This is a genomic window from Serratia sp. FS14 (assembly GCF_000695995.1).
GTDB lineage: Bacteria > Pseudomonadota > Gammaproteobacteria > Enterobacterales > Enterobacteriaceae > Serratia > Serratia nematodiphila.
Genome location: NZ_CP005927.1, coordinates 751,801 through 766,797 on the forward strand (window position 1 = coordinate 751,801; position 14,997 = coordinate 766,797).

Here is a 14,997-nt window from a genome sequence, read left to right on the forward strand (position 1 = left end):
GGGTTTTAACGCCCCTGCGCCGCCAGCGCCTGGGCGCAGGCCCAGGCCGAACTCCAGGCCCACTGGAAGTTGTAGCCACCCAGCCACCCGGTCACGTCCACCACTTCGCCGATGAAATAGAGCCCCGGCACCTTGTGGGCCTCCATCGTCTTGGAAGAAAGTTCGTTGGTGTCGACGCCGCCGAGCGTCACTTCCGCCGTGCGGTAGCCTTCGGTGCCGTTCGGCTGCACGCGCCAGTTCTGCAACAGATCAACCAGCGCCGCTTGTTGCGGCGCATTCAGCTGCTTCAGCGTCGCCTCCGGCAGTTGTCCCAGGGTCTGCAAGCACTCCACCAGTCGCTTCGGCAAATGCAGCGCCAGAGTGTTTTTCAGGCTTTGGTTCGGGTGTTCTTGGCGTTGGTTATCCAGGAAGCCCGCCAGATCCAGCTCAGGAAGTAAGTTAACGCTCACATACTCACCCGGCTGCCAGTAGCTGGACAGCTGCAATACCGCCGGGCCGGAGAGACCGCGATGGGTGAACAGGATGCTTTCACGGAAGCTGACGCCGTTCTCGGCGGTGATCACCGCCGGCACCGACACGCCGGACAGCGTTTGCACATGCTCCAGCAGCGGCTTATGCAGGGTAAAAGGCACCAGCCCGGCGCGCGTCGGCAGCACCCTGAGGCCGAACTGCTCCGCCAGTTTGTAACCGAACGGCGAGGCGCCCAACCCCGGCATGGATAATCCGCCGCTGGCCACCACAAGTGAGCGAGCACTTACTTTTTCGCCATTGAGCGCCAGCTGGTAGCCGTTCTCGGTTTTCTCCACGCCCAGCACTTCGCTGCGCAGGCGCATCGTCACCTGACCCAGCTCGCACTCTTTGACCAGCAGATCCACCACCTGCTGCGCCGAGTCGTCGCAGAACAGCTGCCCCAGCGTTTTTTCATGGTAGGCGATGCCGTAGCGGTTGATCAGATCGATGAAGTCCCACTGGGTGTAGCGCGCCAGCGCCGACTTGCAGAAGTGCGGGTTGTTCGACAGATAGGCCGCCGGTTCGGCGTACATGTTGGTAAAGTTGCAGCGCCCGCCGCCGGACATCAGGATCTTGCGGCCCGGTTTTTTGCCGTTGTCGAGCAGCAACACGCGGCAACCGAGTTGCCCCGCCTGCGCGGCGCAAAACATGCCAGCGGCACCCGCCCCAATCACTACGACATCAAACTGTTCCACCTGAGCCTCACTTATCAAAACCACAATCGCGACAAAAGAGCGCCATATTACGCCGTTTCGCCGCCGGTCACCGCCAAATTCACGGCGGCAGATTGTAAAGCCCCGGCGCCGCCAACGCCACAGTAAGAAAATATTACAGAGGTCAGAGGAGAATAACGCGTTGATATTCAATATTTTTGTTATAGGCGCGTCATCGTTTCGTCATGTCCAAATCAAAAAAACGTCATATTTTCCTTTTCCCCGGCCCCGGTTGTCACTGATAATGCGCGGCGTTCATGTCCACAAACTGGCGTAACGCTTATGCTGCATTTGTTCGCTGGCCTGGATTTCCATACCGGCCTGATGTTAATTCTCGCATTGTTGTTCGTGTTGTTTTATGAAGCCATCAACGGTTTTCATGATACGGCCAATGCGGTCGCTACAGTTATTTATACCCGCGCCATGCGCTCGCAACTTGCGGTCGTGATGGCAGGTTTGTTCAACTTTCTTGGCGTAATGCTCGGCGGTTTGAGTGTTGCTTACGCCATCGTCCACTTGCTGCCTACCGATCTGTTGTTGAACGTCAGTTCAGCACACGGATTAGCCATGGTCTTCTCCATGCTGTTGGCGGCAATCATCTGGAACCTCGGCACCTGGTATTTCGGTCTGCCGGCCTCCAGTTCCCATACGCTGATAGGCGCAATCATCGGTGTCGGTTTAACCAACGCCCTGATGACCCACACTTCGGTGGTGGATGCGCTTAACGTCCCGAAAATGATTGGCATTTTCCTTTCTCTGCTGTTCTCGCCGCTGGTCGGCATGATGGTGGCGGGAGTGATGGTGTTCGCCTTGCGCCGCTATTGGAGTGGCACCAAGAAACGCCAGCGTATCCACATGACCCCTGCGGAACGTGAAAAGGTCGACGGCAAACGCAAGCCGCCGTTCTGGACCCGTATCGCGCTGATCCTGTCGGCGATTGGCGTCAGCTTCTCGCACGGCGCCAACGACGGCCAGAAAGGCATCGGCCTTATCATGCTGGTGTTGATCGGCGTTGCGCCGGCCGGCTTCGTGGTCAATATGAATGCAACCGGTTATGACATCACCCGTACGCGTGACGCCGTGACCCACCTGCAGCAATATTACCAGCAGCACGGCGACGCGCTGTCGCATGCGGTGTCGCTGACGCCGCTGGTGCCAAGCCCGGATGACGAAGCTGCGTCTGGCAAACCGGCCGAGTTCCACTGCGACAGTTCGCGCGCCATGCCGGCGATCGAGCTGGCTCAGGGCATGCTGACCAACCTGCAAAGCTACGATCAGCTGACGGTTGACCAGCGCAGCCACCTGCGCCGCCTGCTGATGTGCGTGACCGACACGGCGGATAAAGTCGCCAAGCTGCCGGAAACCTCATCCGCCGACCAGCGCTTCCTGAAGAACCTGCGTCAGGATCTGCTGCAGACCGTCGAGTACGCGCCGATGTGGATCATCGTCGCCGTCGCGCTGGCGCTGTCGCTCGGTACCATGGTGGGCTGGAAACGCGTGGCCACCACCATCGGCGAGAAGATCGGCAAGAAAGGCATGACCTACGCCCAGGGCGTATCGGCCCAGATGACCGCGGCGCTGTCGATCGGCGTGGCGAGCTATACCGGCATGCCGGTCTCCACCACCCACGTCCTCTCTTCGGCGGTTGCCGGGACGATGATCGTGGACGGCGGCGGCGTGCAGAGCAAAACCGTGAAGAACATCCTGTTGGCCTGGGTACTGACCCTGCCAATCTCGATTCTGCTTTCCGGTGCGCTGTATTGGATTGCGTTGAAGCTGATCTAAGCGATAAGCATCATGAGGAAGGCGGCCGCAGGGCCGCCTTTTTTTTGCCTGCATCAAGGGAAACAGAAAGGCATTAATACCAAATCATCATCGCTATCAGACAGATGACCACCAGGCCGCACAGAGCCGAGGTCAGCATAAACTGCCCGCGCACCCGCTCACAGCGGCGAATAAACTCCGGATCGTGGTGTTCGACATAGCGCTGCGCAAAGATATAGCGCACCAGCCTCAGCTGCTTGCTGGGTTGGCCGTGGGCGGTGAAGAAGCCGCCGCCGTCGACGTATTGGTACAGCAGCGGGTCACAGCCGCGCAATACCACCAGCAGCGCGCGCAGAGAAGAGTAATACCGCACCATGTTTACCACACACACCACACATAAGGCCCAAAACAGCGCGACGGTACTGATCATGATTGCCCCCTCAAGGCGTTGTTATCCGCGGCCATCCGCCGGGTCCAACCGCCCTACCTCATTACCCGATACTCTGCTGGAGCTTACCGCTCTCATCCCCTTTTTTTGCCTGCACGGGCCACGCCCATAACCCACCGCCTCCGAAGACGTTGCCGCACCGCACGATGAGATTTGCACGGCATGGTTCTACTCAGAGGAGAAATGATGAGGCCCATATCCATCATTGTAGGTTAATGAAACGCAAACTGGCCTGAGCAGTGGATAAAATTTACCGCCCTGTAGCGAAAAGTCACCTGCCGGGGCGTTATAAGCGATAACCGTCCGTTTCGATTATGTCGCTTTTCTGGATAGTCTATCCCGCGCCACGCCGCTGATCTTTCCCCCCACGCTGGCTAGACTCAGGTTTCCGTTACGCTCATCCAAGGAAACTGTTATGGCAAACCATTCAATCAAGGGAAAAACCGTCCTCATCGCCGGCGGCGCCAAAAACCTCGGCGGGCTGATCGCGCGCGATTTGGCTGAACAAGGCGCCAAAGCGGTGGTGATCCACTACAACAGCGCCGCTTCCAAAGCCGAAGCGGAAAAAACCGTCGCCGCCATTCAGGCCGCCGGGGCGCAAGGCGTCGCGCTGCAGGCCGATCTGACCACGGCGGGCGCGGTCGAGAAGCTGTTCGCCGATGCGGTCGCCGCCGTCGGCAAGCCGGATATCGCCATCAATACCGTCGGCAAGGTGCTGAAAAAGCCGCTGATCGACATCAGCGAAGCCGAGTACGACGAGATGACCGCGGTCAACGCCAAAACCGCGTTCTTCTTCCTGAAAGAGGCGGGTAAGCACCTTAACGACAACGGCAAAATCTGCACGCTGGTCACCTCGCTGCTCGGCGCCTTCACGCCGTTCTACGCCGCTTACGCCGGCACCAAAGCGCCGGTGGAGCACTTCACCCGCGCCGCCGCCAAGGAGTTCGGCGAGCGCGGCATCTCCGTGACGGCGGTCGGCCCCGGCCCGATGGATACCCCGTTCTTCTACCCGGCGGAAGGCGCGGACGCCGTGGCCTACCACAAGACGGCGGCGGCGCTGTCGCCATTCAGCCAAACCGGTCTGACCGATATCGAAGACGTGGTGCCGTTCATCCGCCATCTGGTCAGCGACGGCTGGTGGATAACCGGCCAAACCATCCTGATCAACGGCGGCTACACCACCAAATAAACCCGGCGGGGGCACCTATCGCCCCCGCACCTGCTCGCGCGCAACCGCGCCATGCGGCTACACTCTCTGTCGGGAACGGCGCCAAGGAACAGCAGGTCAACGAGATGGACAGATTCAATCAATATCGCGTATTCGTGCAGGTGGCGGAGATGGGCAGCTTTATCCGGGCGGCCCATGCGCTGGAGGTGCCGCGCGCCTCGGTGTCCGCCGCCGTTCAGCAACTGGAAACGCAGCTGGGCGTGCGCCTGCTGCACCGCACCACACGGCAAGTGCGGCTGACCGCCGACGGCGAACAGCTGCTCGAACGGCTGCGCCCGCTGCTGGCCGAGGTGGAGGATATCGATCAGTCATTTCAGGCCAGCCAACGGCAGGCCTCCGGACGGCTCAGCGTCGACGTGCCGAGCCGCATCGCCCGCCGGCTGATCGCTCCGGCGCTGCCCGGCTTGCTGCGGCGCCATCCTCACCTGCAGCTAGTGCTCGGCTCCGCCGATCGCGCCATCGATCTGGTACAGGAGGGGGTCGACTGCGCGGTGCGCGTCGGCGATCTGCACGACAGCAGCCTGGTGATGCGCCCGCTCGGCCATATCGCGCTGATCAACTGCGCCAGCCCCGCCTACCTGAGCGAATTCGGTCATCCGCTCCACCCCGGCGATCTTGCCGAGGGGCACTGGAGCATCGGCTACGCCTCGCCCAGGACCGGCCGCGAATCCCCCTGGGAATACCTGAGCGGCGACGGCCCTACGCAACGGCTCGAACTGCCCAGCCGGGTGGTGGTCAACAACGCCGAAAGCTATATCGCCTGCTGCCGCGCCGGGCTGGGATTGATGCAAATCCCGCGCTACGACGTGCAACACCTGCTCGACGCCGGTGAACTGGTGGAAGTCCTGCCCGGTTACCGCGCCGCCTCCATGCCGATCGCCCTGATCTACCCCCATCGCCGCCAGCGCTCAAGGCGCCTGGCGGTGTTTCATGAGTGGTTTGAAAGCCTGCTGCAGCCGCATCTGGAGCGCTGATTGCACATTTAGCGCTATACTTTGTTTAATAACGCTTATAATTCAAGCGGTCAGACCGTTAAAACCCGCATAACCCATAGGCTTTTACGCCGCGCGGGTGTACAACGAAAGGTATCGTGCGCAGAGATTTTCGATGCGGCGCAGTGTGATCGCCCCAACATATCATTGCGTTATCCGAATGATACTATGGAACCAACAGCGCCAGGCGGGTACACGGAACGCCTGCTAACCCTTTTTAATCGGCATGTTTATGGAAGGAGTATTCTTATGGCTTACAAACACATATTGATCGCGGTAGACCTATCCCCGGAAAGCAAGATCCTGGTAGAAAAAGCCGTCTCTATGGCGCGGCCGTATAACGCCAAAGTTTCTCTGATCCACGTCGATGTCAACTATTCCGACCTCTATACCGGCCTTATCGACGTCAATCTCGGCGACATGCAAAAACGCATCTCTGAAGAAACCCATCAGGCGCTGACCGAGCTGTCGCAAAACGCCGGCTACCCGATCACCGAGACCCTGAGCGGCAGTGGCGATCTGGCGCAGGTGCTGGTGGACGCCATCAAGAAATACGATATGGACCTGGTGCTGTGCGGCCACCATCAGGACTTCTGGAGCAAGCTGATGTCTTCCGCGCGCCAGCTGATCAATACCGTGCACATCGATATGCTGATCGTGCCGCTGCGCGATGAAGAAGACGAATAAAGTAAGCGCTTGCTAACTTAACTGACCAACGCCCGCGCCCTGCGGGCGTTTTTCATGTCGCCACGCCGATTAATCGCTTGATAATCAACCGCCCTCCGATGATATAGTCGCTAAAGACACAACATCCTCCCCCGAGCATCACCTATACCCAAATCTATAAGAAATAGCGGGGGAAATTTAATGCGAAAAGGAGTTATCCATGGAATATGCCGTATCGGTAGAGTCTTTCCTGTCCTCGTTACAACGCCATAACCCCCACCAGCCGGAATATCTGCAGGCGGTGCGCGAAGTGTTCACCTCGCTGTGGCCGTTTATCGAACGCAACCCGCGCTATCGCGAACAGGCGCTGCTGGAGCGCCTGGTGGAGCCCGAGCGTATCATTCAGTTCCGCGTCAGCTGGGTGGACGATCGCGGCCAGGTGCAGGTCAACCGCGCCTTCCGCGTGCAGTTCAACTCGGCCATCGGCCCCTACAAGGGCGGCATGCGCTTCCACCCGTCGGTAAACCTGTCGATCCTGAAGTTCCTCGGCTTTGAGCAGACCTTCAAGAATGCGCTGACCACCCTGCCGATGGGCGGCGGCAAAGGCGGCTCCGATTTCGATCCGAAGGGCAAAAGCCAGGGCGAGATCATGCGTTTCTGCCAGGCGCTGATGACCGAGCTGTATCGCCACTTGGGCCCGGACACCGACGTGCCGGCCGGCGACATCGGCGTCGGCGGCCGTGAAGTCGGCTTTATGGCCGGCATGATGAAGAAACTGTCCAACAACACCGCCTGCGTGTTTACCGGCAAAGGGCTCTCCTTCGGCGGCAGCCTGATCCGCCCCGAGGCGACCGGCTACGGCCTGGTGTACTTTACCGACGCCATGCTTCAGCGCCACGGCCTGGGCTTTGAGGGGATGCGGGTGGCGGTGTCCGGCTCCGGCAACGTGGCGCAGTACACCATCGAGAAAGCGTTGGAGCTGGACGCGCGCGTGATCACCGTGTCGGATTCCGGCGGCACTCTGGTGGATGAAGACGGCTTCACCACCGAGAAGCTGGCGCACCTGGCGGAGATCAAAAACCAGCGTTACGGCCGGGTGGCGGACTATGCCCGCGAACGCGGCCTGACCTACCTGGCGGGCCAGCAGCCGTGGAGCGTGCCGGTGGATATCGCCCTGCCGTGCGCCACCCAGAACGAACTGGATCTCGATGCGGCGCAGACGCTGATCCGCAACGGGGTGAAAGCGGTGGCGGAAGGCGCCAACATGCCGACCACCATCCAGGCCACCGACGCCTTCCTCGACGCCGGGGTGCTGTTCGCGCCCGGCAAGGCAGCCAACGCCGGCGGCGTCGCCACCTCGGGACTGGAGATGGCGCAAAACGCCGCGCGCATAGGCTGGCGGGCGGAAAAAGTGGATGTACGTTTACAACATATCATGGCGGATATTCACCACGCCTGCGTGGAATACGGCGGCGAGGGCAAGCAAACCCACTATGTGCACGGCGCGAATATCGCCGGTTTCGTCAAGGTTGCAGAGGCGATGCTGGCCCAGGGCGTGCTGTAATCGGGCGCAAAGGTGATCTTGTTCACACATCGATTAAATGCTTCAATGCCGGCCTCTGCGCCGGCATTTTTTTCCGCGTCCAAGCCATCAAAATGATGCGAACACGTTAATTAAAAGTTAATAAAAGGTTATTTATTGCCGTTTAATTGGTAGTAAATTTACCACCGCCAAATAATTAAACATTTATTTAACATAAAATGCGCCATTATTTTACTTAAATGTGCGCAGATCACATTTCGTTAACTTCGGCTACGCCCCCTCTTCCATTCCTTTGTAATCTGCAGCGGTGGAAAAACCGCCACCCCTACAGATAAAAAAAGGTACAGCTAATGAAATTTAACCTCGCATTATTAAATGCATGTGTGGTTTCTGCGTGCATGTTATCGACAACACCTGTGTTCGCCGCTGATAAATATGAGATTGCCGTGGTTGCCAAAGTGACCGGCATTCCGTGGTTCAACCGCATGGAAGTGGGCGTCAACGAAGCGGCGAAAAAACTCGACGTCAACGCTTACCAGACCGGCCCGTCTACGCCGGATCCGGCCGCGCAGGTCAAGGTGATTGAGGATCTGATCGCCAAGAACGTCAACGCCATCATCGTGGTGCCGAACGACGCCAAGGTGCTGGAGCCGGTGCTGAAAAAAGCGCGCGACAAAGGCATCGTGGTGCTGACCCATGAATCCCCGGATCAGCAGATCGGCCAGTGGGACATCGAGACCATCGACAGCGAGAAATACGCGCAGGCCAACGTCGATGAACTGGCGAAAGACATGGGCGGCAAAGGCGGCTACGCGATCTACGTCGGCTCGCTGACCGTGCCGCTGCACAACGCCTGGGCCGATTCCGCCATCAAGTACCAGAAAGAAAAATACCCGGACATGTTTGAAGTCACCTCGCGCTTGCCGGTGGCGGAAAGCATCGACAAATCCTACGCCACCACGCTGGATCTGATGAAAACCTATCCGCAGATGAAGGGCATTATCGGCTTTGGTTCGCTCGGCCCGATCGGCGCCGGCCAGGCGGTGGCCAAGAAGCGCGCCAAGGACAAAATCGCGGTGGTGGGCATCGCCATGCCGGCGCAGGCCGCCCCTTACCTGATGCGCGGCGACATCAAGAAAGCGCTGCTGTGGGATCCGAAAGACGCCGGTTATGCGCTGGTGACGGTGGCCGACCAGTTGCTGCAGGGCAAAGAAGTGAATAAGGACCTGTCGATCGAGGGCCTCGGCAAAGCCGACGTCGATATGGAACACAAAGTGATTCGGTTTAATAAGATTTTGGAAGTGACCAAAGACAACGCCCAATCGCTCGGATTCTGATTTTTCGCGTAATTTCGCCACACCGGGAAAGTAGTTAAACCCTCGTAGGGGCGCAGCGTTGCTGCGCCCAGGGCTTCGGCCGCTACGCAAGCACAGGTTAACGTTATGACAGCCTCCCCCGCATTTATCACCCTGGAGAATATCAGCAAGCGATTCCCAGGCGTGCTGGCATTAGACCAGATCAACCTGACGCTGAATAAAGGCGAAGTGCACTGCCTGGCCGGGCAAAACGGCTGCGGCAAAAGCACCATTATTAAAATCATCTCCGGCGTCTATCAGCCGGAAAAAGGCGCCAATATTTCGCTGGAAGGCAAACTCTTCCACTCCCTGACGCCGCAGCTGTCCGGTTATTACGGCATACAGGTGATCTACCAGGACCTGTCGCTGTTCCCTAACCTGACGGTGGCGGAAAACATCGCCATCCACCGTTACCTGCCCGGCGGCCACTTCTGGGTGCGCAAGCGGGTGATGCGCCAGACGGCGCTGGACGCCATGGCGCGGGTCGGCGTACGCATCGATCCCGATAAAAAAGTAGAAAAACTGTCGATCGCCGATCGGCAGCTGGTGGCGATTTGCCGCGCCATCGCCGCCGAAGCGCGGTTGGTTATCATGGACGAACCGACCGCCTCGCTGACCCGCCAGGAGGTCGATGGCCTGCTGCGGGTGGTCAACGAATTGAAAGCAGCCGGCATCTGCGTGGTGTTCGTCAGCCACCGATTGGATGAAGTGATGGAAGTCGCCGATCGCATCAGCGTGATGCGCGACGGCAAGCTGGTGGGCACCTGGCCGGCCAGCGAACTGGACAGTCATGAACTGGCGTTCCTGATGACCGGCCAACGCTTTCATTACAGCCCGCTGCCGCCGCTGCCGCCGGCCGAACAGGCACCGCTGCTCGAGGTGCGCAACCTCAGCCGCGGCGAGAAATACCGCAATGTCAATCTGGCGCTGCGCGGCGGCGAGATCGTCTCGATCGTCGGCCTGCTCGGCGCCGGCCGCACCGAACTGTGCCTCAGCCTATTCGGCATGACGCGGCCGGACAGCGGCGAGATCCGCATCGAGGGCCAAGCGGTGCAGCTGCACAACAACCGCGAAGCGGTGCGCCACGGCATCGGTTATGTGTCGGAGGATCGTCTGACGCAGGGATTGATCATGGAGCAATCGATCTACGACAACACCATCGTCACCGTCTTCGATCGGCTGCATACCTCGCTTGGATTGCTGGATCACGCCAAGGCGACCGAGCTGGTCAACCGGCTGATCCGCGATCTGAACATCAAGGTGTCCGACAGCGCATTGCCGGTGAAAACCCTGTCCGGCGGCAACGCCCAGCGCATCGCCATCGCCAAATGGGTCGCAACCCAGCCGAAGATCCTGATCCTCGACTCACCCACCGTCGGCGTCGACATCGCCAACAAAGAGGGGATCTACCAGATCGCCCGCGATCTGGCGCAGCTGGGCATGGCGGTGCTGATGATCTGCGACGAGATCCCGGAAGCCTATTACAACAGCCATCGGGTGATGGTGATGCGCAAGGGCGAGCTGATCGCCGAATTCGCGCCGCACCAGAGTACCGAACAACAGATCGCCGAGGTGGTGAATGGATAAGTCATTATTGGCCCGCCTGGCCGGGCGGCACGAGTTTTATCTCGGCCTGCTGGTGCTGCTGCTGGCGATCGGCCTGAGCGCCGGCACCGATGAGTTTCTGACGCTCGGCAACCTGACCGACGTCGCCACCAGCTACGCCATTCTCGGCATCCTGGCCTGCGGGCTGTTCGTGGTGCTGATCGCCGGCGGCATCGACATTTCGTTCCCGGCGGTCACCGCCATCGCCCAATACGTGATGGCCAGTTGGGTGATCCAGCACGGCGGCAGCTTCCCGCTGGCGTTCGCCCTGGCGATTGGCGTCGGCCTGCTGCTCGGGTTGGTGAACGGTTTCCTGGTGTATTGGCTCAAGGTGCCGGCGATCATCATCACCATCGCTACCCTTAACCTGTTCTACGGCCTGCTGGTGTACGCCACCAACGGTACCTGGCTGTACGGCTTCCCGGACTGGTTCATGAACGGCATCAACTGGTTCTCGTTCCAGGGCGCCGACGGTTACGACTACGGCCTGACGCTGCCGCTGCTGTGCCTGCTGGCGACCATCGTCGTCACCGGCGTGCTGATGAACCGCACCCGGCTGGGGCGCCAGATCTACGCCATGGGCGGCAACCGCGACGCGGCGTCGCGCCTGGGGTTGAACCTGCTGCGGCTGCACTTCTGCGTCTACGGCTATATGGGCATTCTGGCCGGCGTCGCGGCGGTGGTGCAGGCGCAGATCACCCAGTCGGTGGCGCCCAACTCGCTGCTCGGCTTCGAGTTGACGGTATTGGCGGCGGTGGTGCTGGGCGGCACCAGCATGAGCGGCGGCCGCGGATCGTTGACCGGCACCCTGCTCGGCGTGGTGCTGCTGGCCTTCCTGCAAAACGGGCTGACGCTGCTCAGCGTTTCGGCCTATTGGCACCAGGTATTCAGCGGCGCGATCATTTTGATCAGCATCAGCACCACCGCCTGGAACGAAAAACGCAAGCTGCTCAAGGAGATCTGACATGACGCAGTTAACTCGGTTGATCCCAAACGATCGGATCATTCGCCTGCAGGGCGCGATCATCATCGCGGTGGCGCTGCTGTTCGCCGGGCTGCTCGGATCGCGCTTCTTCAGCCTCGGCAACTTCCAGTCGATCGCCTCGCAGCTGCCGATCCTCGGCCTGCTGGCGCTCGGCATGGGCATCACCATGCTGACCGGCGGCATCAACCTGTCGATCATCGCCGGCGCCAACGCCTGTTCGCTGGTGATGGCGGCGATCATCGTCAGCCATCCCGACCAGCCGCTGTTCCTGGCGCTGGCGCTGTTGGCCGGCCTGTTGGTGGCGGTGGCGATCGGCGCGCTGAACGGCGCGCTGGTGGCCTGGATAGGCGTTTCGCCGATCCTCGCCTCGCTCGGCACCATGACGCTGATCACCGGCCTGAACATCCTGCTGTCCAACGGCGCGGTGATCTCCGGCTTCCCGGCGGCGATTCAATTTCTCGGCAACGGCGCCGTGCTCGGCGTACCGGTGGCGCTGATCCTGTTCCTGCTGGTGGCGGTCGGTCTGTGGCTGCTGCTGGAGCACACCACGCTGGGCCGCAGCCTGTACCTGATCGGCTCCAACGAGCAGGCCACCCGCTTCAGCGGCGTGAACACCGCGCGGGTGCAGATCGCGGTGTACATCCTGTCGGCGCTGCTCGGCTGGGGCGCCGCGCTGCTGATGATGGCCAAGTTCAACTCGGCCAAGGCCGGCTACGGCGAATCTTATCTGCTGGTGACCATTCTGGCCTCGGTGCTGGGCGGCATCAACCCGGACGGCGGTTTCGGCCGCATTCTGGGGCTGGTGCTGGCGCTGATCGTGCTGCAAATGTTGGAAAGCGGCCTCAATTTGCTGGGGGTCAGCAGCTATCTGACCATGGCCCTGTGGGGCGGCGTGCTGATCCTGTTTATCGCGTTACAGAATCGAAAAGCTTAGGAGAAAACAGATAATGGCGAGCTATTTTATTGGCGTAGATGTGGGCACCGGAAGCGCACGCGCAGGCGTATTCGATCTCAATGGGCGCATGGTCGGCCAGGCCAGCCGGGCCATCGATCTGTACCGGCCAAAGGCGGATTTCGTCGAGCAGTCGTCGGATAACATCTGGCAGGCGGTGTGCAATGCGGTGCGCGACGCGGTCAACCAGGCCGACATCAACCCGATCCAGGTCAAGGGGTTGGGCTTCGACGCCACCTGTTCGCTGGTGGTGCTGGATAAAGAGGGCAAACCGCTGACCGTCAGCCCCTCCGGCCGCACCGAGCAGAACATCATCGTGTGGATGGATCACCGGGCGATCGCCCAGGCCGAGCGCATCAACGCCACCAAACACCGGGTGCTGGACTTCGTCGGCGGCATCATTTCGCCGGAGATGCAGACGCCGAAACTGCTGTGGTTGAAACAGCACATGCCCACCACCTGGGCCAACGCCGGCTACCTGTTCGATCTGCCGGACTTCCTCACCTGGCGCGCCACCCAGGATGCCACCCGCTCGCTGTGCTCGACGGTGTGCAAGTGGACCTATCTCGGCCACGAGCAGCGTTGGGACAAGAGCTACTTCCAGCAGATCGGGCTGGAAGACGTGCTGGAACATGACGCGGCCAAGATCGGCAGCGATGTTAAAATGATGGGTGAGCCGCTGGGCCACGGTCTGACCCAGCGTGCCGCCAGCGAGATGGGGCTGATCGCCGGCACGGCAGTGAGCGTATCGATCATCGACGCGCACGCCGGCACCCTCGGCACGCTGGGCGCCACCGGCGTCTCCGGCGAGGTGGCCGACTTCAATCGCCGCGTCGCGCTGATCGGCGGCACCTCCACCGGCCATATGGCGATGTCGCGCACCGCGCGCTTTATCGGCGGCGTCTGGGGGCCGTATTATTCGGCGATCCTGCCGGAATACTGGTTGAACGAAGGCGGCCAGTCCGCCACCGGCGCGCTGATCGACCACGTCATCCAGTCGCACCCGTGCTATCAGGAGCTGCTGGCGCAGGCGAAAACTCAGGGCCAGACCATCTATGAGGTGCTGAACGCCATTCTGCGCCGCATGGCCGGCGAGCCGGAGAACATCGCCTTCCTGACGCAGGACATTCACATGCTGCCGTATTTCCACGGCAACCGCTCGCCGCGCGCCAACCCGACGCTGACCGGCATCCTGACCGGGCTGAAGCTGTCGCGCACGCCGGAAGACATGGCGCTGCACTACCTGGCCACCATTCAGGCCATCGCGCTCGGCACTCGCCACATCATCGAAACCATGAACCACAGCGGCTACAGCATCGACACCATCATGGCCAGCGGCGGCGGCACCAAGAACCCGATCTTCGTGCAGGAGCACGCCAACGCCACCGGCTGCGCCATGCTGCTGCCGGAGGAGAGCGAAGCGATGCTGCTGGGCGGCGCGATGATGGGCACCGTGGCGGCCGGCGTGTTCGACACCTTGCCGGAGGCGATGAGCGCCATGAGCCGCATCGGCAAGACGGTCACGCCGCAGACCAACCAGATAAAAAACTATTACGACCGTAAATACCGGGTGTTCCACGAGCTGTACAACGACCACATGAAATACCGCCGGTTGATGCAGGAGGAGGCGTGATGCAGCAGGAGTGGCGGCAGGCCGTACAGGGCTGGCAAACCTACAGCCAGGAGCTGGCGCAGCTGGGCGAACGCCTCGACGCGCACACCTGGCAGCGGCTGCTGGCGCTGCTGGCCGACTGCCGCGGTAAAATCTCCGTCACCGGCGTCGGCACCTCGGGGATTGCGGCGCGCAAGATAGCCCATATGCTGGCCTGCGTGGAGCGGCCGGCGGTCTATCTCGACGCCACCGGCGCGGCGCACGGCGATCTGGGCTTCCTGCGCGCCGACGATCTGCTGATCCTGATCTCGCGCGGCGGCAATTCCGACGAGCTGACCCGCCTGCTGCCGACGCTGCAGGCCAAGGGGGTGACGCTGATCGCGGTGACGGAAAACCCGCATTCCGCCATCGCGCAGGCGGCGCAGCTGACGATCGCTACCGGGGTGCAGAAGGAGATAGATCCGCTGAACATGCTGGCCACCACCTCAATTGTGCTGGTGTTGGCGATCTTCGACGCCGCCTGCGCCTGCCTGATGGCGCGCAGCGGTTACGACAAGAGCGCCTTGCTGGCGGTGCATCCGGGCGGCGGCGTGGGGAAAAGTTTGCGAGAGGAAAACTGAGGGC

At 60.9% G+C, this 14,997-nt stretch carries 13 protein-coding genes; 11 read left to right on the forward strand and 2 right to left on the reverse strand.

Features of this window, described 5'->3' with window-relative positions:
• Positions 1-5: 5 nt before the first annotated feature.
• The gene (locus L085_RS03505; protein ID WP_044030054.1) at positions 6-1,205 is read right to left on the reverse strand and encodes an NAD(P)/FAD-dependent oxidoreductase; all 1,200 of its coding nucleotides are present in this window, start codon (positions 1,203-1,205) and stop codon (positions 6-8) included.
• Positions 1,206-1,505: 300 nt separating this feature from the next.
• On the opposite strand from L085_RS03505, the gene pitA reads away from it, so the two are divergent.
• A complete protein-coding gene (gene pitA / locus L085_RS03510) occupies positions 1,506-3,008 on the forward strand; it encodes an inorganic phosphate transporter PitA (RefSeq protein ID WP_015379362.1) in 1,503 nt (500 codons plus the stop codon).
• A 73-nt stretch (positions 3,009-3,081) separates the two neighbouring features.
• Here pitA and uspB read toward each other — a convergent pair whose 3' ends face one another.
• The gene (uspB, locus tag L085_RS03515) at positions 3,082-3,417 is read right to left on the reverse strand and encodes a universal stress protein UspB (RefSeq protein ID WP_004930978.1); all 336 of its coding nucleotides are present in this window, start codon (positions 3,415-3,417) and stop codon (positions 3,082-3,084) included.
• Positions 3,418-3,850: 433 nt separating this feature from the next.
• Between uspB and L085_RS03520 the strand changes: the two genes are divergently transcribed.
• From L085_RS03520 to L085_RS03565, 10 genes are all read left to right on the forward strand, one after another.
• Positions 3,851-4,624, forward strand: coding sequence for an SDR family oxidoreductase (locus tag L085_RS03520; protein ID WP_044030056.1), 774 nt, complete (start codon positions 3,851-3,853; stop codon positions 4,622-4,624).
• Between the two features lie 104 nt (positions 4,625-4,728).
• On the forward strand, positions 4,729-5,637 hold the full coding sequence (locus L085_RS03525; RefSeq protein ID WP_044030058.1) for a LysR family transcriptional regulator: 909 nt from the start codon (positions 4,729-4,731) through the stop codon (positions 5,635-5,637).
• 267 nt (positions 5,638-5,904) lie between these two features.
• Positions 5,905-6,342, forward strand: a complete 438-nt coding sequence (uspA, locus tag L085_RS03530; RefSeq protein ID WP_004930988.1) for a universal stress protein UspA — start codon at positions 5,905-5,907, stop codon at positions 6,340-6,342.
• 199 nt (positions 6,343-6,541) lie between these two features.
• Positions 6,542-7,885: an NADP-specific glutamate dehydrogenase gene (gene gdhA / locus L085_RS03535; protein ID WP_044030059.1), complete on the forward strand. Its 1,344-nt coding sequence runs from the start codon at positions 6,542-6,544 to the stop codon at positions 7,883-7,885.
• Between the two features lie 329 nt (positions 7,886-8,214).
• Entirely contained in the window at positions 8,215-9,201 is a 987-nt protein-coding gene (locus tag L085_RS03540) for an autoinducer 2 ABC transporter substrate-binding protein (protein ID WP_033636379.1), read from the forward strand.
• A gap of 105 nt (positions 9,202-9,306) precedes the next feature.
• The gene (locus tag L085_RS03545; protein WP_044030060.1) at positions 9,307-10,806 is read left to right on the forward strand and encodes a sugar ABC transporter ATP-binding protein; all 1,500 of its coding nucleotides are present in this window, start codon (positions 9,307-9,309) and stop codon (positions 10,804-10,806) included.
• The gene (locus L085_RS03550) at positions 10,799-11,788 is read left to right on the forward strand and encodes an ABC transporter permease (RefSeq protein WP_015379367.1); all 990 of its coding nucleotides are present in this window, start codon (positions 10,799-10,801) and stop codon (positions 11,786-11,788) included. The genes L085_RS03545 and L085_RS03550 overlap by 8 nt, the downstream gene beginning before the upstream one ends.
• Position 11,789: 1 nt before the next feature.
• Positions 11,790-12,743, forward strand: a complete 954-nt coding sequence (locus tag L085_RS03555) for an ABC transporter permease (RefSeq protein WP_016930441.1) — start codon at positions 11,790-11,792, stop codon at positions 12,741-12,743.
• A 13-nt stretch (positions 12,744-12,756) separates the two neighbouring features.
• On the forward strand, positions 12,757-14,394 hold the full coding sequence (locus L085_RS03560; protein WP_044030062.1) for an FGGY-family carbohydrate kinase: 1,638 nt from the start codon (positions 12,757-12,759) through the stop codon (positions 14,392-14,394).
• Positions 14,394-14,993, forward strand: coding sequence for an SIS domain-containing protein (locus L085_RS03565; RefSeq protein ID WP_044030063.1), 600 nt, complete (start codon positions 14,394-14,396; stop codon positions 14,991-14,993). The genes L085_RS03560 and L085_RS03565 overlap by 1 nt, the downstream gene beginning before the upstream one ends.
• The last annotated feature ends 4 nt before the right edge of the window (positions 14,994-14,997 follow it).